This window comes from Nitrospira defluvii (assembly GCF_905220995.1).
In the GTDB taxonomy this organism is placed as follows: Bacteria; Nitrospirota; Nitrospiria; order Nitrospirales; family Nitrospiraceae; genus Nitrospira_A; species Nitrospira_A defluvii_C.
Genome location: NZ_CAJNBJ010000001.1, coordinates 235,778 through 259,079 on the forward strand (window position 1 = coordinate 235,778; position 23,302 = coordinate 259,079).

The window sequence follows — 23,302 nt, forward strand, 5'->3', positions numbered from 1 at the left end:
CAGCACGTGAAGACATTGGCAACATTGGAACCATTGACGGACCGTCTCCTCGAAATCCGGCGCATTCAGAGCGCAGCGTCGGTCCTCTCTTGGGACCAGGAAACCTATATGCCGGCCGGGGGCGGCGCGGCACGGGCCGAACAGATCGCCGCGTTGGAAGGACTCGCGCATGAGAAACTCGTATCCCGCGAAATCGAGACGCTATTGACCGATTGGGTCGACCCAGCGACGGGCCAGGCCACCGAAGGGTGGGATGAGCCATCACGTTCTTTGCTCCGTGAAACCTGGCGAGATTTCAGTCGAGCCAAGAAGCTTCCCTCTGCCTTTGTGGTCCGCCTGAGCCGCGAATGCTCCCTGGCGCAGCAGGCCTGGGTGACGGCACGGGAGGAAAGTCGTTTCTCAAAATTCTTCCCCTCGCTCAGAACCATCATCGACCTCAAGCGCGAGGAAGCCCAATACCTCGGCTATCGGGACTCCCCGTATGACGCACTCCTGGACACCTATGAGCCAGGCGCGACAATTGCGCATCTTGCGCCGATGTTTCGCGAACTACGCGAACGGCTCGTCCCGCTGCTCAAAAAGGTGCAAGGCAGCGGAGTGACCATCGACGACAGCTGTTTACACCAACGCTTTGATCAAGCCAAGCAAATGGAATTCGGTCGCCTCGTGCTCGTGGCCATGGGGTATGATTTCGAGCGCGGCCGCCTCGACCTTTCCGCCCACCCCTTCACGACCTCGTTTCACCCAACCGATGTCCGCGTCACGACCCGTGTCTTCGAAACGGATTTGCCCTCGTGCCTGTTCAGCTGCATCCACGAAGGCGGTCACGGCCTGTATGATCAAGGGCTCGACCCTCGATATTACGGCTCGCCTCTCGGCGAGTCCGTGTCACTGGGTTTCCACGAGAGTCAGTCTCGTCTGTGGGAGAACTGCGTGGGCCGATCGCGCGCCTTTTGGCGCTGCTTTTACCCGATCCTCCAACACACATTTCCTGAACAGCTGGCCACCGTCCCGCTCGATCACTTCTATGCCGCGATCAACCGGGCCGCGCCCTCCCTCATTCGCGTCGAGGCCGACGAGTTAACTTATAACCTCCACATCATGCTGCGCGTGGAAATTGAGCAGGCGCTGATTGAAAATCGCATCCAACCGGATGACTTACCGGGACTCTGGAACGACAAAATGCAGTCGTACCTCGGAATCGTTCCGCAACGGGATGCCGACGGCGTGCTCCAGGATGTGCATTGGTCGATGGGGGCATTCGGCTACTTTCCGACCTATACGTTGGGCAACCTCTATTCAGTCCAATTCTTCGAGCAGGCCAACCTGGAACTGCCCCAGTTGGAAGAAGACATCGCGGCCGGGCAACTCGTTCCGCTCCGGCGATGGCTGGAACAAAAGATTCACCGCTGGGGACGTATGTTCACGCCTGACCACCTCGCCCGGCGAGTCACCGGCAACGGGGTGAGTCCCGAGCCATTCCTGCGCTATCTAGAAAAGAAGTACGGCCAACTGTATCAACTCTAGGCTTTCCAGCCTTCCCTCGCGTTCATGCCTTGGCCTTGAGCCAACCTTCCCGGCCGCGTGAACCGCGCCCCCGCAAAATACCTAGGGCCATAACAGGATACTTCAGATCTAGGGAGACCTTCGAGAACCATGTTAATTCTCATTGGGATACATCAACGCACCAGATCCTAAGTGCTGACCCTGCTCCAGGGAGTGAATCGGCTGAGCACGTGGGCGAAGGAATCGCACGAATGGCCTGGATCTTCCGCAGACGCTGGAAGTCTCCAACGAATCCATGGCCTCACCGTCGATGTCCATGAGAGGCTGCCACGACTAGACGACATGACGGGGCATGACGACGTGATCAATCCGTCCTTCGATCCGACGCGACAGTCCCTCACTGTACGACCGATTCCCTGGCTAGGCTCGCTCGACAAAAGCCCCAGTGCAGCCGCACGGCCGGGCGCCGCAACGCACCGTGAGGGACATAATTGCCGTGAATGTATTGGACGAATCGCCGACCGTTAAAAGCACTCTCAAGATTCTCCTCGCAGACGACCACGCACTCCTCAGACGTGGCCTCAAAGAGTTCCTGCAAGACTTTCTGGCAGAAGACGGGCAAACACCGTACATCGCCGAAACAGGATCCGCTCAACATGCGATTGAGCAGATTCGCGCGGCCGCCTGGGACCTCGTCATTCTGGACTTGAACCTGCCCGACATGCCAGGCCTCGAGGTCTTGCGCATACTCAAGTCTGTGCAACCAGCCCTGCCGGTGCTGGTTGTCAGCATCTACTCCGAAGAACATTACGCGACGCGTGCCGTTCGAGCCGGTGCCCTCGGCTACCTGACGAAGGAAACAGGCCCAGAGGAACTCCGCGCGGCGGTTTCGCGCATTCTGCGCGGCGGCAGCTATGCCCCATCTTCCCAGATCGACCCGCAACAGCAAGATGCACTCTCCACCAGACCCGTTACGTACACGGACAGGCTGCCGGCCGGACTGTCGGATCGAGAAATAGAAGTCCTTCAGTGGATCGCCCAGGGTCGCCGCTTGACGGAAATCGCCGAACACTTGAACTTGAGCATCAAGACCGTGAGCACGTACCGCTCGCGCCTCCTCATCAAGCTCGGCATGAGGACGACCGCTGAATTGATCCGATACGCCCTGGACCAACAATTGGTCTGAATGCATCGGAGATTCGAAAGGAGGCCCACCTTCACGCCCTCACACTCACGCACCAGGGACGTCTCCTGCGATGCCGCCACAGGCCCTGACAAGCCAGCACCGCGCTCTCCATCACCTCTTCGCGTTGGGGGACTATGGCCAATATCCTGATCATCAATGCCGACGCAAATCTCAGACGGCTGATCAAGCTGGCCCTACCTGGGATGGAACACTTCGTTCAGTACAGCGCCAGCCGGCAGGCCGCCTTTTCGCACCCCTCCTCCTCCACCATGGACCTGGTCATTGCTCGACTGGTCGCTGATGACGATCAAGGGCCGGAAGGCCTGGTTGAGCTTCGAAAAGCATTTCCCGCCGCCCGGCTGATCATCACCGCAGCGCTTCACGACCCGGCCTTGGAGGGCGAGAAATTCCAGCGCGTCGTGCGCGAACTGCATATTGAATATTGTTTACTTGAGCCGATCGACACCGGAGCCATGCTGCATACGATTCAGGCAGCACTCGCCCTCCCGAAACGACCCGAATCTGGACCACCTGCCGGGAGAGCAGCCACCGGGGCTTAACACTCATCTCGACGGAAGGGGTAACGGTCAATCGCGGCGTGGCACTCAGGGGAACGATCCCGGTCCCCTGATCACAGACAGGATCAGGGCGTTCAATATCCCATCGCCACATTCAGCTTGGCTAATTGATTTGCGGGCAGGAGAAACTCCGACGCCACTTCGATTCTGGCCGGGACCAGCAGCGTGGTGTGAAAGACGATATCGCGAATGGGAATTTTGAACTCCGGCTGTTGAGGGGTGCTCAACTCAACCGATTCGACTGATTGCGTAATGGCCGTCACATCCTGCGGCCCGTACGTCGAGATCACGGCCTGGATAAGGTCCCGAACCTTTTCATTGACCTCATTGCCGTCAATCCCCTTCATCAACAGCGGGAGCACCTCGTCACGCACGTGATCTGATGGACTGAAATTTTCGATCCGCTCTTTCCGACGAAGCGAGGTCAAATCGTTATCCAAGTCGCGACTGAACGCCCCATACGCAAACCGGACGAATTCGAAGTGTAATCCCTTGATGCCTTTACCGAACAGCTGCAATTCGCAGAGAAAACAGAGCTGTTGAAGTTTCACGTCGCTCAAGAGCCCATAGGGTTCAGCCAGCGACAAGACATAGAGTAGCAAGGCCCGGTCAACGGTCATCTCGTGAGGCTTTCGCACGGATCGCATCTCCTCTGCATGAACGACAACGGGGTGGACTATAAACAGGCCCCTTTGGATTCGTCAATCGATGATCCTGAAGTCGCGTCCCCCTCTTGACCCATTCACCCACTTTCGTTTTTAATGGGCCTCTTTCAAGCCTGACCACACACGATGAGCAAAAGCCTTAAAGAAATGGACGTGCTTCGTCAGCATCTGGCGAAGCATCAATTGAAACTGACTCGCCAGCGAGAACTGATCCTGACGGCGTTCCTTCGACAGGAGCACGTGACGGCCGAGACAATGTATCATCAGCTTGCGAAGAAAGATCCTCATCTGGGGCTCGCGACGATCTACCGCACGCTGAACCTCTTTTGCGAGGCTGGGATTGCCCAGGCTCGCCACTTCGGCACCCAGACGCAATACGACAACATCTCCCATAAAGGCCATCACGACCATCTCATCTGCACCGGCTGTGGCACGATCGTCGAGTTTGAGAACTGCGAGATCGAGCGGCTGCAGGAGGAGGTCGCGACAAAAAACGGCTTTGTGATCCAAACTCACCGCCTGGAACTCTACGGGCTCTGCCCGCGTTGCCGCCATTGACGGATTGCCGTCTCATCCAGTATCCTCTTGAGACGGCTTATCAATTTCAACTAGAGCGCCCGTCACGGGCCGTCTTTACACGTGGAGGCATGCCGCATGGCTACATCCCCTCGTACCATCCTTGCGCTGGCCCTGATCCTCGGCAGCCTATTCTGCTCGCAATTGGCCACGGCCCCCGCAGCCGCGGCAGACAAACTCGTCGTCTATTCGGGTCGAGCCGAACGTCTAATCAAGCCGGTGCTGGACGAATTTCAATCGAAAAGCGGGATTCAGATTGAACTCCTTTCATCCGGGACAACCGAACTGGTCAACCGGCTGCAGGCTGAGGGCGACTACAGCCCGGCCGACGTGTTTCTTACCAACGATGCCGGCAGTCTTGAACATGCCCGGGAACTGAAGCTCCTCAGGCCCATGAACATGCGTGAAGTCGAACGGGCCATTCCTCCACAATTCCGTGCGAGCGACAACAGCTGGATCGGCCTGTCGGGTCGATTCTGGATCGTCGTCTACAACAAGAACATGGTCAAGCCCGAGCAGGTCACCTCACTGCTCGATCTGGCCCAGCCGCAATGGAAAGACAAAATCGCCATTCCCAACTCAGGCAGCGAGTACCTTCAAGCCGGCGTCTCCGTCATCAAGGCCACGTTCGGCGATGACCGCACGAGGCAATTCCTGCAGGGGCTCAAGGCCAACGCCGGAACACAGGTGTATCAGAAAAGCTCGCAAATCGTGGAGGCCGTCGCCAAAGGCCAGGTCGCACTCGGGATCGTGAACCACTACTACATCTACCGACATCTGGCCGCCCAGCCAGCCGCCCCTATTGCCGCCATCATGACCGATCAACAGGAGGGCGGCATGGGTGCCATCATGAATGTGACCGGAATCGGGATCACGCGGACGTCGAAACACGTGGAGAGCGCCAAACTCTTGGTAGAATTCCTGGTGGCCCAAGCCGGGCAAAAGCTGTTTGCAGACCTCGACAAAGAATACCCCTTGCATCCGGAGGTCAAGGCCGACCCGGCACTCGTCGACCGGCACAGCTTCCGCGCAGCGCTCGTTCCACTGGCTCGGCTGGCGGAACTGCGCGAGAGCACACTCACGCTGATCGAACAAGTCGGCCTTCGCTGAGCTGTTGGCCGCGCATGTTCACTGCCACACGAGCCCACACGCCATCGTCGCTGCAATGGGTAAGCCTTCTCACCGCAGCATTTCTGGTCCTCCCCACCGGCTACATCATCTACGTGGCCTTGACAGCCGCGCCGACTGTATGGACTCGTCTCTGGTCGACCCGCATTCCTGAACTCCTGGGAAACACCCTGTCGCTCGCCGCCAGTGTGGCACTGGCCACTCTGGGGCTCGGGGTGTCCCTCGCCTGGCTCATCGTTCGCTACGAATTCCCCGGCCGCCGGTTGTGGGAATGGGCCCTCGCCTTACCCCTGGCGATGCCGACCTACGTGCTGGCCTACGTCTATGCGCATCTCCTGGGAATGGGGGGACCTGCGGAGCAATGGTGGCAGATGGTGCTGGGGGCTGACGCACGACTACTCTCTCCCCAAAGCTTTCTCGGGGTGACGCTCATCATGGCCCTGGACACCTTCCCCTTCGTCTATCTCCTGGTTCGTGGCGCATTGCTGAATCTGAATCTATCCTTTGAAGAAGTGGCGCGAGTCTGCGGCGTCTCTCCCTGGACGACCCTCTGGAAAGTCACACTCCCGCTCATCCGCCCCGCTATCGCAGCGGGACTCGCGCTGGTCGTCCTGTACGTGATCTCGGACTTCGGGGCCGTCTCACTCCTCCGCTACCAAACCCTCACCTATGCCGTCTACCAGCAAATGACCAGCCGCTACGACCACACGGCTGCGAGCATCCTGAGTCTGCTGCTCGTCCTCATGGCAGGAATCTTTCTTGTCACCGAGCGATGGTTTCGCCAACGCAGCCGCTTTTATCAAACGTCGGGTCGATACCGGAAGGCGATGCGCCGGCAGGCTGGACCCATCGCAACGGCAGCGATCACCGGCTATGTGGTCCTGGTCTTCGGCGTCTCCTTCGGCATTCCCGCCGCAATGTTGGTGCAGTGGAGCATTGAAGCCATCGGACAAGGCGCACTGGATGCGCGTTTTGTAGGATTCGTCTGGAACAGCACCGTGCTCGCGGCCCTCGCCGCCAGCGGCGCAGTACTTATCGGAATCCCGTTGGCGTACCTGGCCAGCCGTCGCCCGTCCCGGTTGAACCTCGCCTGCCTCCACGCAGCCTATGCCGGATACGCGTTGCCCGGCCCCGTCGCAGCCCTCGCGGTGCTCGTCCTCTTCACACACTTTGTCCCCGCGCTCTACGGCACCGTCGTCGTGCTGCTGATCGCCTACATCCTGCATTTCCTCCCGGTCGGGCTGCAGTCGATGGAGCCGGCCCTGCAGCAAATTACGCCGAATGTAGAAGAAGTCGCTCGCACCCTGGGCTGCACGGCACAACAAAGTCTGCGACGCATTACACTTCCCCTCGTCCGCAATGGCTTCACCGCGGCATGGGTGCTGATGTTTCTCCAAACGATGAAGGAGCTTCCGGCCACATTGCTGCTGAGGCCGGTGGGATTTGATACACTGGCCATTCGGGTCTGGCTGGAGGCCAGCGAAGAATATTACCAACTGGCAGCCCCTGCCGCTCTGTTGATTGTCGTCCTAAGCCTGCCGGCGCTGATGTTACTGGTCGCCAAAGACTGGCGCGCCCAAGAGCAGGAGATTGGCACGTAACCCCCGTGAACGGATCGGACACCGGCGAGCAACTGGTTAAGAACGAGGAGACAGCCCTCGCGACGGCTGAGCCGACGTCGAACGGCTCAGCGGTGCTGGAGCTTCGCGACGTCTCCTGCGCCTATGAGGCAACGCGGCCGGCGGTCGAAGACATCTCATTCAGCGTTCAACAGGGAGAAATTTTGTGCCTTCTCGGCCCGTCCGGATGCGGCAAAACCACGATTCTCCGCGCAATCGCAGGCTTTGAACGGGTCACCACCGGCACCATCACCCTCTCCGGGCGTCTGGTCTCTTCACGGGACACGCTGGTGCCGACGGAACAACGACACATCGGCATGGTCTTTCAGGAATACGCGCTGTTCCCCCATTTGCGCGTGGACAAGAATATTGCTTTCGGCTTGAACCATCTCTCACGCCCCCAGCAACGAGCGATCGTCGGTGATCTCCTGGCATTGACCGGGTTGCGCGGCCTGGAACACCGCTACCCACATGAGCTTTCTGGAGGGCAACAACAACGGGTGGCGTTGGCCCGTGCACTCGCCCTGCGTCCCGTGCTCCTGTTGCTGGATGAGCCGTTCAGTAATCTTGATCCGGATATGGCCAGTCGGATGCGCCAAGATCTGCATGCCTTATTGAGACAAACCAAAACCACCGCCATCCTTGTCACCCACGATCACGACGAAGCCTTCTCCATGGCCGACCACGTGGCCGTCCTGAACCGTGGGCGGCTCGAACAGTTCGATACCCCTGAGGCCATTTACCATCTGCCGACCACACCGTTCGTGGCGGACTTCGTCGGACAGGCGGATTTCGTCTCCGGCGTCGTGGACAACCATGTGGTCACGACTGAGCTCGGAGACTTTCCCAACACGCAGAAGCTCGCCACCGGCACCAAGGTCGTCGTGATGATCCGCCCAGACGACATTCACATCGTCCCAACGAAGGGGGCCAATGCGCGTATTGTGGCGCGGCAATTCAAAGGGTCCGAAAACGTCTACACCATCCGACTCGCGTCAGGACAGATCGTGCACAGTAGCGAATCGTCGTTGAGCATTTATCAAGCCGGAACGGCCATCGCGCTGCGTGTGGTGGCCACCCATACGGTCTTGTTTCCCCAGTCCCCTGAATCGCCGGCTGAGCCGGAATCGCACGACGGGAATGCTTCGATTCCGTAAGCGCGGCACAGGTACAATAGGCACTGACGAAGGCGGACAGGGCCACCGTGCATCAATAGTGACAGGTGGAGGATTGACGAATGGATGTGCTCAAGAATGCGGTAGAGTATGGCATCATCGGGCTGTTGATTGCGTTGAGTGTGTGGTCGGTGGCCGTCGCTGTCGAACGCTGGCTCTACTATCGACGCGTAGACCCCGCGCAATTTACAGACGTGCAAACATTTGAAATCGCACTGACCAAGCGGCTGGTGATCATCGGGACTGTCGCGGCAAATGCCCCCTACATCGGACTATTGGGCACGGTGCTTGGGATCATGATGACGTTCCACACGATGGGAACCTCAGGGACCATGGCCGTCAATACCATCATGATCGGCTTGAGCCTCGCGCTGAAGGCGACGGCCGTCGGCTTGCTGGTGGCCATTCCCTGTGTCGTCATGAACAATATTCTTCGCCGGCGCGTCGCTGAACTCCTGACAACCTATAAGGTGGAGCATGGAACGCGAGGTTAATCAGATCAACGTCATCCCGCTGGTGGACGTCATGCTCGTATTGCTCGTCATCGTCCTGACGACGGCGACCTTCATCAGCACAGGACAAATTCCGGTCAACCTCGCCAAGGCCAAGGAGGCCGGCGATCACAAGGATGTTCCCGTGGTCGTCACGCTCACCGCAACCGGTGAATTGTTCCTGAACGATCGCCCAGTTCCAGCCGATGGCCTGAAAACGATGCTGTTAGCCCACCCTCGAGAGTCACTGGTCGTCGTGCGAGCGGACAAAGTCACCCTGCTCGAGCGCTTTGTCTCGGTTGTGGATGAGATACGCGGCCTTGGATTTCAGTCCGTAAGCCTGGAAGTCGTGCGCCTATGACTGCGGAGCACCCCACGACTCACGATCCGTTCGTCCGTCAACGGGCGGGAGGCTGGATCATCTCCCTGTGCCTGCACGGTACCGCCATTGTTCTGGCGGGACTGCTGATCGCGAAGATGGGACTTGCCCCATCCTCGTCCTCATTTCATTGGGATGTCACTGTTGTGGCCTCACCCACGACGCCCCATACCCTCTCCACCCCACCAAGCGAATCAGCCTTGGCGTCAGCAGCAACCAGGCCGGTCCAACGGAGCATGCCCGCTCCACCGGCACGCCCTGTCACGACTCAGTCTTCAAGTCCTCGTCCGACCGCATCCACGCCCCTTCCACATCCGGTAGAACCTCAAATTGAAGAACCTGCCCCTCCGCCATCAATCCAGCACCTCCAGCCAGCGACAGAAGCGGTGATGCCCCCTCCTCCGTTACTACCAGAACCGATGACGAAGGAACTGGTACCTCCAGCCCCGGCTCCCCAAGCCATTCTTGAGTCTGCCTCTGCTCCCGAACGGACAGCAGCCACACCTTCATTGCCGGAAATTATTCCCGCGCAGGCCCCTTCTGTCTCACCAACCAACAGGGAACAAACTCCTGACAGCGGCGCTCCCTCAACGCAAACAGCAACACTCGTGCCGTCGACACCCAATGCCACAATGGCGAGAAAACCTGACTATGGATGGCTCGCCGCGTCGCTCCTGCCTCGGATAGAATCGCTCAAACAATATCCGGCAGAAGCACGGATCAACCGTTTGGAAGGGCGAGTGCTCGTACGCATTGTGGTGCAGGACGACGGCCAGATCATCTCTGCCACAATCGCAAAAAGTTCCGGACATGACATTCTCGACCAGGCGGCACTCGAGACCGTGCAGAAATCGTCGCCCATCCTGTTGACCCAGCCTCTCGAAAAATCGTCGGTCACCCTTCAGATTCCCATCAACTACCAACTGGTGCACTAACTCTCCTCCAGATCTTACCCAGAGACTTGCGGCCCGAGGCTCAGAAATAGGGCTCGGTTACTGCCTCTCCACTTACGACGTAACAGGGAAGACCCGATGTCGACTCAGCAACGGACATCGCGGCACGAGTATCTCATCGGCCGACAGACTCTTCATTCATCCTCACTCGCCCACGAAGAGAGGATGAGACCCACACCTTGCCGTCGCGATCCACGATGACGGCTCCGACGCCAGGCATCTGTTCGACCAACGCCATACCACGCGCCCGCCCCATGACAAAAATGCCTGTATCCAATCCATCTGCAGTTACCCCGTCAGGTGCCACGACCGTCACGCTCTGGCAGTCCCGCGCCGGCTGCAAGGTCGCTGGGTCCAGAATATGGTGGTATCGCACCCCGCCGCGCTCAAAATATCGCTCGTAGTCCCCGGCAGTTGAAATCGCCTCATTTTGAAGGTCAATATACGCCAGCACGGCTTCTTCTCGCCGGGGGTGCCGGATACCAAAGGGAAACGTTCGTCCATCGGGAAGCAGCCCGAATGTCCTAATATCACCGGATAGAGCAACGACCCCCGCAATTGCGCCGACCTTTCTCATCGCCCCCACGGCCATGTCGGCAGCATACCCCTTGCCGATGCCCCCTACGTCGACTCGCATACCAGCCTTGGCCAGCCTGACCGCCCTTCGCTCCTCATCGAGGTACAGCGCAGTCCGGTCGGTGAGGGGGCGAAGCTCAGCCAATTTTGCGTCAGACGGAACCTCTTGGCGGTCAAGCACGCTCCACGCATCAACAGCAGGACCAACGAGAATATTGAATCCCCCATCCGTCAATTGGGCGATCTTCTCCGAATCCTTCAGCACCTGTATCGTCTCATGACTAACCGTCACCGCTTCTTTTCCTGCTGCGGCATTCACGCGAGAAAGCTCACTGCTCTCAATCCACGTACTCAACAACCCTTCCAAGCGGTGGATTTCCTGAAATCCTGCCGAGGCTGCAGCCTGGGCCACCTGGCGATTCGGTGCTACCGACGTGATCGTCACCAGCGTTCCCATCTGCATCTGCGTTCTTTTTACGACTACCGGAGAGGGAGTGCGCGTCGGTCCGGCACAACCAGCGAAGATGAGAAGATAGCCGGAGAGGACGACCATGGTCGTAATCAGCCCTGCCTGCGCAGAGGGGGAACGTTCAAGAGCGGTCGAGGCAGATGTTCCAGAGAGTTTGACGGACCTATGTCGATTCATCCGGCGTCTCCTTTGCGCGTGATCCCAATAGACCGCCATATTCTCCGGCCTCCCTGCAAATTGCAATTATTCCCACGTCCGGAGAGCGAACGACAGGCTTGACAATCAGATATCGATCGGGATATTAATAATCGTTCTCAATTTCACAAACTTGGACACCGAATCCTCATGACTGCGCACAATAACTTAGCGAGACCCTGCGGCCAAGACAGTGAAACACGCTGCGAGTGCGGTCAATTGATCGCAAAGGTTCGCGGGCAAGGCCTCGAGCTCAAGTGTAAACGCTGCAAACGTATCGTCGTGATTCCGTTCACCGCGATCGAAGGCTGGGGAACGGTGCCGGCATGATCCGATTTATGGAAGGAGGTCTTCTCACCTACACTCATCGAAGACGTCAAGCTCACATGCATGTTTTTTCAACAGACCAGAGACCGCCGAGTCCCGAGTCATCCCACAACCTTACTCGCAGACGGAGGATACCCATGAAAATGCGGGCATTCCTCGGGGCGTTCCTGTTGGTCGGTCTGTCGGCAATGCCGGCACTGGCAGAAAACATGACCCCGGAGGACATCAAAAAGCTGGTTGATGAAGCGGTCGAGCAACGATTGAAAGAACACGAACGGCGTGAAGGCGGCATGCAGCAGGGCCAAACCGAACCCGGCTCGGCCCCACAGTACCCTGTTGCGACCGGCCCCATGACCGACATTCGCGTAGGTCGACCGGGCGAGGAAAAAATTCCATTGGGATTCGGATCGACCGGGTCCGGCAAACTCCTGTACGCCAAACCCTTCTTGAGTGCACCGAAGGCAACGGTCGGTGGGTACGCCGATGTGATGTACAACTCATTGTCCCGTCAGAACCTGGACAACCCCAGCCGCAATTCATTCGGTCAGCAACGGCTGGTACCCTTTATTTATGCCGACATTACCGACCACATCAAGTTTGCCACTGAAATCGAGATCGAACGCGGCGGCCAGAATGCCCCGCAGAGCGGCGATGGATCTATGCAGATCGAATTCGCCCAATTGGACTATTTGATCGACGAATCCATCAACCTCCGCGCCGGCATTCTGCTCATGCCGGTCGGCAAATTTAACTTGCTGCACGACTCCCCGCTCAACGATCTTGTTGATCGACCGATGGTATCCCGCATTGTCATTCCCAGCACCTGGTTTGAGGCAGGAGCCGGTATCTACGGAACCTTGTATCCTTCGTCACGGTCGAAGCTGGACTATGAAGTCTATGCCGTCAATGGAATGAGCCAGACCGCCGGTGGGATTACAGACCTTGGGGTACGTAGCGCGCGTGGCAGTGTCTCTCGGGATCGCGATGACAACAAGGCCGTCGTGGGCCGCGTCGCCTTCAGCCCGATGTTAGGCATTGAAATCGCCGGATCCGGATACCATGGAGCATACAAGCCGGCGGCCGGAGCCGTGGGCGCGGGATACATCGATATGTTTGCATTGGACTGGACGCTCCAAAAAGGCCCGTTTGAAATCATCGGTGAGTCGGCCTGGACCAGAATCAGCAACAACAATGCGACGGGCGTGGCCAACCGGGCCATCGGACCAGCCGGCATGCAAGGGTATTACGTTCAGGGGAATTATCACTTCATGCCGGAATTCCTCAAAAAATGGGCCCCCAGCCGTTTCACCGACGCCTCTACATTCACAGCAGTCGTCCGGTGGGAACAGGTCAACACGGACACCGACGATCGCACCAAGCAGAACGCACTTGGTGGCCAGCGGAAGCTTGAGCGCTTGACCCTCGGCCTGAACTTCCGGCCGATCGAAGACACGGTGATCAAATTCGATTGGCAATTCAACACCCAGAAAGACGCCAAGGGGCTTGTCGCCGCCGGGGATCTCGGCACTGCAGGCAGCCCCATGAATGGAAACGGGTTCTTGATCCAAGCAGCCACGTACTTCTAACCGGATTCTCGGCCAGGCCGTCCCGATCGGGATGGCCTGGCTGAACTGAATGAGATGGTATGACACAACGCCACCGCAGACTCAGCTTCATTCTGCTTCCCTCGCTCTTGACCGCTTGCGCAGCGATGGGCGGCACGCAAGAACGATTCGCCGTCTGCAGTTACGACCATGCCTGGGAGGCCGCGCTTGAGGCAGTCAAAGATCGTGCGATTGCCCGGCAGGATAAGACTGCAGGCGTGATCGACACGGCATGGCTTGAAATCTCGATGCCGGGACGGACCTTTGGTGCTTTCCAACGAGACTTGGGAGACAGCAGAGATCGGTCCCGGATTTCCCTGACAGTCAAACGGCTGGACGACGTAACCAAAATAGGTTTCATCGAAGAGCGACAGCGGTGGGCCTTCCGCGGCGGATCACGCCTCTTCGGCTGGACCGATACTGAGCCCTCTGCTGAAGTCATGACTGATGTGCAGAACCGCTTGAACAGCAAATTGAAGGAGCACGGATGTTCAGTACAGTGAGTGCGTACCGCACCTTGATCACAATCGTCTTGCTGATGACCTCATCAATCCCGGCTCTGGCAACGGAGAAAGTTTGGGACAACGAATTGCGCCGCTTTCTGAAAGACGACGACTTCAAGTACGAAGAGTTCATGACGGAGGAGGAGGCCGTCAAGACCATCCTCCCGAAATCTCAACATGTCCGCAAGGAAATGATTCGCCTCGCGCAAGACAAAAAAGAACTGATCGAACAACGCATCGGCTGGAAGTTCCCGGAAGACTCCTTCGACCTGTATATCGGAGAGACTGGAGGCAAGGTCGATGGATATGCCATGATCCACAACACCATCGGCAAATATAAGCCCATGACGTATATGGTTGGTGTGGATGCCAAAGGCAATTGCACCGATGTCGAATTGCTAGTGTTTCGAGATGCAAAGGGCAGCGAAGTTGGAAAGAAGCGATTCAACTCTCAGTATGACGGCAAGACCGTCTCGGACCCCATCCGCATCAACAAAGACATTATCAACATCAGCGGCGCAACCATGTCCGTCCGTTCAATGAACGCCGGCGTCAAACGAGTTTTGGTGCTGGTTGACGAGTTTTATTTGAAGCCGGCCGGCTTGGGCAGCGACACCGTGGCAGTGCAGAAGGCCGAGCGAGGGCTGTTGGGGACCCTGTTCGGCAACTAAGGACGTCGAGGCTCTGCACTGGCATGCGAAATTTCAATACCCGATTCCGCCTGCGTGATTCGGATCGTCACATCAGGCTGCTGTACACGCAATTCCTCTTTCTCATGCTAGTGGGGTTTCTTTTTTCGTTCTTCTGGGCTCACAGCATGACCGGCCTCTCCCCCCAAGGGATTGCTGCTCACTATCGCGGCTCCGATGCCACCTTCGGCGAACCAATGTCGTTTCGTGAATTGGCGGAAGTCACACACTTTCACCTGTTCACCATGCCGGTGGTGTTCATGATCCTCGTTCATGTGCTGTATCTGACAAATGCAAGTCACGCGACGAAGGTATGGATCTCGTGGCTCTCGTTCGCCGGGGTAGGGCTCGATTTGGTCTCCCCTTGGCTCATCAGTTATGTATCTCCGATCTTCGTCCTGACGATGTTGACGGGGGATACGCTCATGATGTTGTCGTTTCTCGTGATGATGTGGATCCCGTTGCATGAAATGTGGATCCTGAAACAACCGCTCATGGCTGGCAAACATGGGGACGGGCATAAGCCCCCACCCTAAACACCTATTCTCCATACAGAGGCCAGAGGTCATTCGCCCAGAGCCCAGGATCGAGCCACACGGTCCTGGGCTCTGTTATTTGGGAGGCATCTCATGCATCGACCAGCAGTCCCAATCAATGCCGCGACACAACTGATCCAGGAGGCCTGCCAACAACTTGGCAACCTGGACACTCTTGAACTTTCCCAGGACGCGCTGGAATCAGTTCGCATCATTCAGCTTCAACGGTTAGCCCGTCAAATCGAAGCCTCGATCCCCGGCCACTTCGGTCACGGTGAACGCACTGCGCACTATGCCCTCCTGCTTGCCAAACACATCGGTCTGGACCGACAACAGTGCCTCGACCTGCACTATGCGGCATTGCTGCACGACATCGGACTGCTGACACTACCAGGGCACCTCCGCGACGACACCGTCCCTCATTCATCACACGACTATGCCCTCCTCCAAAGTCACCCCAGGGATGGCGCAGCCCTTCTTGCTGCCTTTTCGTTTCTCTGCGAACCAGCACGGCTGATCGCCCATCACCATGAGCGATGGGATGGTGCTGGGTATCCCTATGGGCTTCGAGGCGTTTACATTCCTGTCGGGGCCAGACTCCTGGCTATCGCAGATGTGTTCGACACCATTGCCTCCCGCTCGACGTCATGGCACACCGCCCTGCGTGCCTTACTCGCCTCCGCTGGATCCCAATTTGACCCCGATCTCTGTTCCACATTCTGCGCCTTGCTCTCCGAGCAGGATGCGCGCCAGCAGGCCGACGACCGAGCACTATTCAACCCATCCACTGAAGCGGGGCCAGAAGCCCCATGCCCCGCCGCCGCAACTTTCAGGACGTGCTGAGCGCACAGGGAAGGAGACACCACATGACGACCAAACCCTCTCCATCACCACATTTTGCAGACCGTCTACACATGCTTGCTGCCGAGCTTCGAACACAGTCACCCGAATGGGCGGATCGATTGGAGCAAGTCCGAACAGAGCACGAACTGCGTGCTCTCGTCTGCGATCTCTTCAACCTGTCACATACCATCCTCTCACATGGGTCATATCTTCCTGCTCCGCCTACACTCCCTGCGCGCATCAAAGCATTCATCAGCGACAATCTCCACCGAGGAATGAGTCTCAAAGAGCTGGCACAATTCCTAGGTTACTCAGAAAAATACTGTTCCGATTTGTTCTCCAAAATGATGGGCGAACCCTTTTCGACTTATCTGCGCCGGTACCGGATCGAGCGCGGGAGTAGACTGCTTCGCACCAGCGGTCAGACGCTGCCAGAAATCGCGGCGAGCTTAGGGTTCAGTGACCAATTCGCCTTCAGTCATTTCTTCAAGCGAGCGACCGGACACTCCCCGATGGAGTTACGGATGCGCCACATCCGGCAGCAACCCCGCCAGGGTATTCATCCATTCCGGTACTCCTCATCCGACAGTTCTGCGTAGACTGGGAGGCCGTGATCGAGCACCGGCTTGCAGGACCGTCTGCACACACGTTCCTGCAGACCGGCGCACTGCGGCCATACCTGGAACCGGCTAAAAAACCGGCTGGCATGCCAGGCCGAGGGATAAGAGAATTGTTAGGAAAAAAGAGTGGCAGGCCGATCGGCACTTCTGTTCAAGAAACGCCGACCGGCGTGGGATGAGAGAGGTCAGTTACGACTTGCCTGCAATCTGCTCGGCCAGATATCGCTCCAGCCCTACCTGCGAGATCGTGCGAAGATGGGTCTCAAACCACTCGATATGCTCTTCAGTATCGACGATCATTTCCTCCAACCGATGTCGCGTGGTGTAATCCCCGACCTTCACGCAGTGCACGATTCCACCTCGCAATGCATCTGCATCTTCGCGCTCGAACGCCAAGTCAGCCTCGAACAACTCCGGCACCTTCTTGCCCACGGCTACCGCATCCAGACGATCCATTGCCGGGGCGCCACCGAGGTACAAGATATGATCGATAAGGCCTGAGGAATGGCTGACTTCCTCTTGCGCCAAGTGGCTATAATGCTCGTGCAGTCGACCATATCCCCAATGCTTGCAGAGTGCCGCGTGCAGCAGATACTGGTGCACCGCCGTGAGCTCGCTGACCAACACCTTATTCAGAATCTCGAGAACTCCCTCTTTCGCTTTCATCCCTGCCCCCATAACCACGCCGATCTGGCGCTTCGTTAGCTGTCCTTGTTAATCTGCTCGGCCAGATAATTCTCGAGACCGATCTGTTTGATCGTCTCCATTTGCGTCTCGATCCAGTCGATATGCGCATCTACATCTTTGGCCATGTCCTCAAGCATGTGCCTGGTTGTAAAATCACCGACCTTTGCACAATGGGTGACCCCGTCGCTCAACAACGTCAGCATTTCCTGTTCGGCCTTGAGATCGAGCTTCAACTGCTCAGCAACCGTTTCTCCGATATGCACGGTATTCATCCGCTGAACGTTGGGCACGCCCTCAAGATACAAAATGTGGCTGATCAATTCGTCGGCATCCTTCATCTCATCGATGCTACGCTCCCTCACTTTGTGGTGAAGCCGCTCGTATCCCCAGTTCGCGCACATCTTCGCATGGACGAAATATTGATTGATCGCGGTGAGATCAGCCGTCAGCACTTTATTCAGCAATTCGATCACACCCTGTTTCGCTTTCATATGTCCCTCCTTCCGGCCGTGAACACCCTCTGAATCCCGAGTCGGATGGCCCTGGTCGCTCCATGCTCACTGAACATATCCTACTCCTTACTTAGAGATTCTCGAAGCGATTGTCAACAAGAGAAGTACGTAGTAATGAGGAGGGTTATCAACTTCGTCGAGAACGCTTCTCATTTCCTTCATCAGAACAACCGCGCGAGTCTATCGTGAACGCACAGCGGGTCAGAGTTTTGACACGCGGGGAGGTGAACAGAGGTGAGGAGGTGACTCGACCTACAGAGCCCAGAGATACGCCGAGACCGGTTATCCCGCTTCGCGATACCCGCACTCTTCGTTACGACACTGCACAGAGCGGCCGGCCTGCTTGCTGACCTTCTCGATAAGGAAGGGAGCGTGGCACGTGGGACATGGCTTATTGATGGGGCGATCCCAGAGCGCGAATTCACATTCTGGGTAACGCCCGCAGGAGTAGAAGTTTCGGCCTTTTTTCGTACGCTTCTGAACCAGATCGCCACCGCAACCTGGTTGGGGACATTTCACGCCCAATGCGATGGCTTTGGTCGTCTTACATTCCGGGTAGGCGGAACAGGCGAGAAACTTGCCGAAGCGCCCCGATTTGACGACCATGGGACTGGAGCACTTGTCACATTTCTCGTCCGTCGTTTCTTCGAGCTTGGGAACGATCTTGATGGTCCCATCCGGCAATCGTTCAAAGTTTTGCGTATTCTTGCACGGAGGCTCTTCTTTGTACGCAGGACAGGCCAGGAACTTCCCGTTCCGTCCCCACTTGATCTCCATCATGCGGCCGCACTTTTCACAGGGCAGGTTCGTCGGGGGCTCGACGGTATCTTTGGGCCCCGGAATACTCTGCGCCAGCTCCATTTCTCTCACGAACGGAGTATAAAACTCCCGCACTGCCGAGACCCAGGGCTTCGTGCCCTCCTCAACCTCGTCGAGTTGTTCTTCCATGTGGGACGTAAATTCGGTGTCCAGGAGATCCGGAAAGCCCTTCAACAAAAAGTCATTCACCGTTCGCCCGGTTTCGGTCGGCAGAAACCTCCCCTCAAGCTTCTCGACATATTTCCGGTCCTGAATCGTCGAGATAATGGTGGCATAGGTCGACGGACGTCCGATGCCCTTCTCTTCCAGTTCTCGAATCAACAGTGCTTCATTGTATCGCGGTGGTGGTTGCGTGAAGTGTTGTTTGGACACCAAGCCCGGTGCGGTCTGGCCCTCTTGGCTCACGAGACGCAACGACTCGCCTTCACTCAGGACCGGGAGTTGACGATCTGATTCATCTTCGGACTCCTGCTCGCTTTTCGGCTTCTGCGAAGGCAGGATCGCATCGGTTCCTTCAAGATACACCGCCGTATGTCCCGGGAACTTGACGACGGTCCCGGTCGTGCGAAACACATAACGATCCGCAGTCCCGACGGGACTCGAATCCACCCGCGTGACGTCCAAAATAGCGGGAACCATCTGCGACGCGATGAATCGGTTCCAAATCAGCTTATAGAGGTTATACTGATCCTGCTCGAGGTACTGCTTGATCGATTCCGGATCACGAGCCGCGACGGTTGGACGAATCGCTTCATGGGCTTCCTGCGCGGCCTTTTGCGTCTTGTATACATTCGGCGTGGCCGGCAGATACTCCGCCCCGAATCGCTCCCCAATCACCGCCCTGGCATCCTCAGTCGCCTCTTGTGAAATTCTCGGCGAATCCGTTCGCATATAGGTGATGAGGCCGGTCTGACCTTCCGCGCCAATTTCCACCCCTTCATAGAGCTGCTGCGCCAGCGTCATGGTCTTCTTGGGCGTGAAGTGCAGTTTCCTGGCAGCCTCCTGCTGAAGCCGGCTGGTAATAAACGGCGCCACAGGGTTCCGCTTCTTTTCCTTCCGCTCAATCGATTGAACCACGAACGCCTTCCCCTGCACGGCTTGGAGAATGCGATCGGCCTGTTCACTGGTGCCGATGTCCGCGTCCTGCCCGTTGACGGAATGTAACTTCGCCTCGAAGGCTGGAGGATTCACCCCGCTCAAGAGCGCGACGATGGACCAGTATTCTTCCGCCCGGAACGCTTCGCGCTCCTTCTCTCGATCGCAAATGAGCCGAACCGCCACTGACTGGACCCGCCCCATGCTGAGGCCGCGGCGGACCTTTTTCCACAACAACTGGCTGCCCTGGTACCCGACGATGCGATCAAGCACGCGGCGGGCCTGTTGCGCCTGCACCAGCTTGATATCGATCTCGCCCGGCGACTTCAGCGCACGTTTGATCGCCGATTCCGTGATTTCGTTGAACAAGACCCGAAAGACCTTGCCGTCCTTTTTCTTACCCTTGCCGTGTAACTCCTGGGCAATATGCCAGGCGATCGCTTCCCCTTCGCGATCCGGGTCCGGCGCCAGAAAGACGGTGTCCACCTCCTGGGCTTTCTTCTTGATATCCGCAAGAACCTTGGATTTTCCCTTGATTGTGACGTATTGGGGCTCGAAATCATGTTCCAGATCGACACCCAATTTACTGGTCGGCAGGTCTTTGACGTGTCCGACGGAGGCCATCACGGAGTAGCCACGGCCGAGATATTTCGTGATAGTGCGCGCCTTCGTCGGCGACTCAACAATGATCAGCGATTTGGCCATATCGATCCAGGTTCCTCAATGCCTGCGCCAGACTACCACACCCACTATAACAAATCTCGAAGCCTTGTCAGCTCTAATCTCTCAAGGGATCTCGTTCGAAAGCCGTACGTACTCATTGCCGGGCAACTGTCGGACGCAATTCTTCAATTCCAATGAGAGCAACAGCGCCGCCACCTGAGCGGCGGGCAGTTCACTTCGTCGAATCACGTCATCTACCGACTGCGGCAGGACGGACAGGGCTGCATACACACGCGCCTCGTCGGCGGCTAACACGAAGCCTGATCGCTTCTTCGCCGTTCCCCGCGCACTGAGCTGTTCGCGGAACGGGGCATCAAGCTGCGGCAGCAATTCTTCGACGATATCTTGCGCCGATTCGACCAGTCTCGCGCCGTCTTTGAGCAGGCTATTCGGACCGCGGCTATTCTCGGCCTTCACGAAGCCCGGCACTGCAAACACCTCACGCCCCTGCTCACCGGCTAATCGCGCGGTGATGAGAGAGCCGCTCTGCACGGTAGCCTCCGTGACGATGACCCCCAGCGACAATCCGCTGATGATGCGATTGCGGCGAGGAAAATGATAACTATTCGGGGCAGCCCCCAACGGCAGTTCGGACAATACCGCCCCCTGCTTCTCAATCGACTCGCGCAGCTGCCGATGATCGGCTGGGTATGTACGGTCCAGTCCGCAACCCATTACCGCGAGTGTCCGTCCCTGTCCGGCCAAGGCACCGCGATGAGCAGCCGCGTCGACTCCGCGGGCTAACCCGCTGACGATCGTAAATCCCAAGGCCGCCAAGTCAGACGCCAATTCCTCGGCAAACGCTCGTCCGGCCGTACTCACCTTCCGTGTTCCGACAATCGCCACGGCCCGCCGGTCGGCCTCCTCCAACGTGCCCTGGACATAGAGCAGCGGGGGCGGATCCGCAATCCTCTTTAGCGGCGCAGGATAGCGTGAATCCAGATAGGTCCACACCGAGATCCTTCGCTGCTGCAATTGCGTTAATTCATGGTCAAGCTGCTTGATCGCATCAGCATCAGGCCCGCGACGAATTGCCTCGCCCAACTGCGGCCGACACCCGACATCTTCCAAAGCGGCTTGCGTCGCGGAGAACACTGCCTCTGGATCCCCGAACACCTGCACCAACTTGAGCAGCACCGCATCGCCCACCCCGGGAATTGCGCGAAGCATCAGCCAGGGCCGGAGAGAATGACTGTTCACCATCGTCCGATCTGTCCTCGCAAGGCTGGGACGACCCAGGGGGCCATTGTATTGGAGAAAGCCGGGCGGCTGTGGGGTGTCCGATCGGAATCGGCCGTGGGGCACGAGGTCCCGCGCTACATCACGACAAGGTCGAACTGTTCCAGATGCAACCGTTCGTCCGGAGTCACGAGAATCTTGGCACTATACCGCCGCTCAAGATCCTCGACTCCCGACAGCTCTTGCTCCTGCAACAGCAACGCCACGGCAGGATGCGCTCCCACCACGACACGCTGTTGTTCGATTTCATGACCGAGTCGACGCACTTCCCGGAAAATTTCATAGGCCACCGACATGGGAGACTTGGTGTACCCGCGGCCATCGCAGTAGTGGCAGGGCTCGGACAGAGAACGGAGCAAATCTTCCCGCACACGCTCACGGGAGATTTCAATCAATCCGAGATCCGAGACTCTGGAGATTCGCGTGCGAGCCTTGTCCGAAGACATCGCATCCACCAGCGCATGGTAGACCTTGTCACGATTCTTTTCCCGCTCCATGTCGATAAAATCGACGATGATGATCCCGCCGATTCCCCGTAACTTGACCTGGTACGCGATCTCCCGCGCCGCCTCCAAGTTATTCCGCAGGATGGTTTCTTCCTGATCTCGCTTGCCGACAAATCGCCCGGTATTCACATCGATGACCGTCATGGCCTCGGTGTGATCAATGACCAGGTAGCCGCCCGACTTGAGCCACACCTTCCGGCTCATCGCTCGGGTGATCTCCTGTTCCACACCCAGGTAGTCGAAAAGGCTTTCTTCTTTGTCGTAAAAATGGATGCGGGAGGTTTGTTCCGGAGAAAACCGCTGCACGAATCCCTTGATTGCGTTGTATTCGTCCCGTGAATCGATCAGCAACCGGTCGACACGCCGGCCGAACAGATCCCGCACCACGCGAAAGCTCAAACTTAAATCACTGTGGAGCAGGCTGGGAGCAGGCTGCTGATCGCGTTTCGTCAGGACGTCCTGCCACAAGACATGGAGGAACTCGACGTCGGAGCGCAGCTCTTCTTCCTTGACCCCTTCGCTGACCGTCCGGACGATGTAGCCGTACCCCGGCCGGCGAGCCCGCTTCATGATTTCTTTCAATCGCGCCCGCTCCTCATCGCGGGGAATCCGGCGGGACACGCCGATATGCTCCACCGTCGGCATAAACACCAGGTATCGACCCGGCAACGAGACATACGTCGTGACGCGCGACCCCTTCGTGCCGATCGGCCCCTTCGAAATCTGCACCATCACTTCCTGCCCTTCGGACAGCAACTCTTCGATAGGCTTTGAGCTCTGCCGCTTGGGCTTGGGAACCTCAGAATCTTTATTGTCCTCATCGTCACCCTCAACAAGGGTGTCGCCCGGCTCGATATCTATCGATAGATCGGACACGTGCATGAACGCCGCCTTCTCCAGCCCGATATCGATGAAGGCCGCTTGCATACCCGGGAGCACCTTCGCCACCCGGCCCTTGTAAATGTTGCCGACGTAGTCCTGGTCCTTGGCGCGGTCACCATACAAATCCGTGACGACCCCGTTATCCAACACCGCCACGCGGGTTTCTTCCCGCGCGATACTGATTGCGATCTCCACACCCATAGACACTCCTTTACACTCAG

The 23,302-nt window shown here is 57.7% G+C and carries 23 protein-coding genes; 16 read left to right on the forward strand and 7 right to left on the reverse strand.

Annotated features, from left to right (window positions below):
• Window positions 1-6 precede the first annotated feature (6 nt).
• The 3 genes from KJA79_RS01185 to KJA79_RS01195 all read left to right on the forward strand — a co-directional run bounded on the left by KJA79_RS01185 (window position 7) and on the right by KJA79_RS01195 (window position 3,252).
• Window positions 7-1,527 (forward strand): carboxypeptidase M32, encoded by a 1,521-nt coding sequence (locus tag KJA79_RS01185; RefSeq protein WP_213041391.1) that lies wholly within the window; start codon window positions 7-9, stop codon window positions 1,525-1,527.
• A gap of 457 nt (window positions 1,528-1,984) precedes the next feature.
• Window positions 1,985-2,692 (forward strand): response regulator, encoded by a 708-nt coding sequence (locus tag KJA79_RS01190; protein WP_213040179.1) that lies wholly within the window; start codon window positions 1,985-1,987, stop codon window positions 2,690-2,692.
• Window positions 2,693-2,826: 134 nt separating this feature from the next.
• The gene (locus tag KJA79_RS01195; RefSeq protein ID WP_213040180.1) at window positions 2,827-3,252 is read left to right on the forward strand and encodes a DNA-binding transcriptional response regulator; all 426 of its coding nucleotides are present in this window, start codon (window positions 2,827-2,829) and stop codon (window positions 3,250-3,252) included.
• Window positions 3,253-3,344: 92 nt separating this feature from the next.
• On the opposite strand, the gene KJA79_RS01200 is transcribed toward KJA79_RS01195, so the two are convergent.
• Window positions 3,345-3,908, reverse strand: a complete 564-nt coding sequence (locus tag KJA79_RS01200; protein ID WP_213040181.1) for a Panacea domain-containing protein — start codon at window positions 3,906-3,908, stop codon at window positions 3,345-3,347.
• A gap of 153 nt (window positions 3,909-4,061) precedes the next feature.
• Here KJA79_RS01200 and KJA79_RS01205 point away from each other — a divergent pair, with 153 nt between their 5' ends.
• From KJA79_RS01205 to KJA79_RS01235, 7 genes are all read left to right on the forward strand, one after another.
• Complete coding sequence (locus tag KJA79_RS01205) at window positions 4,062-4,493, forward strand: Fur family transcriptional regulator (protein WP_213040182.1); 432 nt, start codon at window positions 4,062-4,064, stop codon at window positions 4,491-4,493.
• Between the two features lie 96 nt (window positions 4,494-4,589).
• Window positions 4,590-5,621: an extracellular solute-binding protein gene (locus KJA79_RS01210; RefSeq protein WP_213040183.1), complete on the forward strand. Its 1,032-nt coding sequence runs from the start codon at window positions 4,590-4,592 to the stop codon at window positions 5,619-5,621.
• 14 nt (window positions 5,622-5,635) lie between these two features.
• Window positions 5,636-7,240 (forward strand): ABC transporter permease, encoded by a 1,605-nt coding sequence (locus KJA79_RS01215; protein ID WP_213040184.1) that lies wholly within the window; start codon window positions 5,636-5,638, stop codon window positions 7,238-7,240.
• A 5-nt stretch (window positions 7,241-7,245) separates the two neighbouring features.
• Window positions 7,246-8,415 carry an ABC transporter ATP-binding protein gene (locus KJA79_RS01220; protein WP_246507334.1) on the forward strand — a complete coding sequence of 390 codons (1,170 nt, stop codon included), beginning with the start codon at window positions 7,246-7,248 and terminating at the stop codon, window positions 8,413-8,415.
• 80 nt (window positions 8,416-8,495) lie between these two features.
• Window positions 8,496-8,927 carry a TonB-system energizer ExbB gene (gene exbB, locus KJA79_RS01225; protein WP_213040185.1) on the forward strand — a complete coding sequence of 144 codons (432 nt, stop codon included), beginning with the start codon at window positions 8,496-8,498 and terminating at the stop codon, window positions 8,925-8,927.
• Entirely contained in the window at window positions 8,911-9,285 is a 375-nt protein-coding gene (locus KJA79_RS01230) for an ExbD/TolR family protein (RefSeq protein WP_213040186.1), read from the forward strand. The genes exbB and KJA79_RS01230 overlap by 17 nt, the downstream gene beginning before the upstream one ends.
• Window positions 9,286-9,935: 650 nt before the next feature.
• The gene (locus KJA79_RS01235) at window positions 9,936-10,238 is read left to right on the forward strand and encodes an energy transducer TonB (protein ID WP_213040187.1); all 303 of its coding nucleotides are present in this window, start codon (window positions 9,936-9,938) and stop codon (window positions 10,236-10,238) included.
• A 133-nt stretch (window positions 10,239-10,371) separates the two neighbouring features.
• On the opposite strand, the gene KJA79_RS01240 is transcribed toward KJA79_RS01235, so the two are convergent.
• Window positions 10,372-11,478, reverse strand: coding sequence for an FAD:protein FMN transferase (locus tag KJA79_RS01240; RefSeq protein ID WP_213040188.1), 1,107 nt, complete (start codon window positions 11,476-11,478; stop codon window positions 10,372-10,374).
• A 482-nt stretch (window positions 11,479-11,960) separates the two neighbouring features.
• Between KJA79_RS01240 and KJA79_RS01245 the strand changes: the two genes are divergently transcribed.
• The 6 genes from KJA79_RS01245 (at window position 11,961) to KJA79_RS23235 (ending at window position 16,597) form a co-directional block, all read left to right on the forward strand.
• Complete coding sequence (locus tag KJA79_RS01245) at window positions 11,961-13,409, forward strand: porin (RefSeq protein WP_213040189.1); 1,449 nt, start codon at window positions 11,961-11,963, stop codon at window positions 13,407-13,409.
• Window positions 13,410-13,468: 59 nt separating this feature from the next.
• On the forward strand, window positions 13,469-13,930 hold the full coding sequence (locus tag KJA79_RS01250) for a hypothetical protein (RefSeq protein WP_213040190.1): 462 nt from the start codon (window positions 13,469-13,471) through the stop codon (window positions 13,928-13,930).
• Window positions 13,915-14,601 carry an FMN-binding protein gene (locus tag KJA79_RS01255; protein WP_213040191.1) on the forward strand — a complete coding sequence of 229 codons (687 nt, stop codon included), beginning with the start codon at window positions 13,915-13,917 and terminating at the stop codon, window positions 14,599-14,601. Before KJA79_RS01250 ends, KJA79_RS01255 begins: the two co-directional genes overlap by 16 nt.
• Window positions 14,602-14,624: 23 nt before the next feature.
• Window positions 14,625-15,155, forward strand: coding sequence for a hypothetical protein (locus KJA79_RS01260; RefSeq protein WP_213040192.1), 531 nt, complete (start codon window positions 14,625-14,627; stop codon window positions 15,153-15,155).
• 93 nt (window positions 15,156-15,248) lie between these two features.
• Window positions 15,249-15,998 (forward strand): HD-GYP domain-containing protein, encoded by a 750-nt coding sequence (locus KJA79_RS01265; protein ID WP_213040193.1) that lies wholly within the window; start codon window positions 15,249-15,251, stop codon window positions 15,996-15,998.
• Between the two features lie 275 nt (window positions 15,999-16,273).
• The gene (locus KJA79_RS23235) at window positions 16,274-16,597 is read left to right on the forward strand and encodes a helix-turn-helix transcriptional regulator (RefSeq protein WP_425518098.1); all 324 of its coding nucleotides are present in this window, start codon (window positions 16,274-16,276) and stop codon (window positions 16,595-16,597) included.
• A 210-nt stretch (window positions 16,598-16,807) separates the two neighbouring features.
• Here KJA79_RS23235 and bfr (KJA79_RS01275) read toward each other — a convergent pair whose 3' ends face one another.
• From bfr (KJA79_RS01275) to KJA79_RS01295, 5 genes are all read right to left on the reverse strand, one after another.
• The gene (gene bfr / locus KJA79_RS01275; RefSeq protein WP_213040195.1) at window positions 16,808-17,284 is read right to left on the reverse strand and encodes a bacterioferritin; all 477 of its coding nucleotides are present in this window, start codon (window positions 17,282-17,284) and stop codon (window positions 16,808-16,810) included.
• 35 nt (window positions 17,285-17,319) lie between these two features.
• Window positions 17,320-17,796: a bacterioferritin gene (gene bfr / locus KJA79_RS01280; protein WP_213040196.1), complete on the reverse strand. Its 477-nt coding sequence runs from the start codon at window positions 17,794-17,796 to the stop codon at window positions 17,320-17,322.
• Window positions 17,797-18,099: 303 nt separating this feature from the next.
• Entirely contained in the window at window positions 18,100-20,436 is a 2,337-nt protein-coding gene (gene topA, locus KJA79_RS01285; protein WP_213040197.1) for a type I DNA topoisomerase, read from the reverse strand.
• A gap of 81 nt (window positions 20,437-20,517) precedes the next feature.
• Entirely contained in the window at window positions 20,518-21,657 is a 1,140-nt protein-coding gene (gene dprA, locus KJA79_RS01290) for a DNA-processing protein DprA (RefSeq protein WP_246507337.1), read from the reverse strand.
• A gap of 113 nt (window positions 21,658-21,770) precedes the next feature.
• Window positions 21,771-23,282 (reverse strand): Rne/Rng family ribonuclease, encoded by a 1,512-nt coding sequence (locus KJA79_RS01295; RefSeq protein WP_213040198.1) that lies wholly within the window; start codon window positions 23,280-23,282, stop codon window positions 21,771-21,773.
• Window positions 23,283-23,302: the final 20 nt, after the last annotated feature.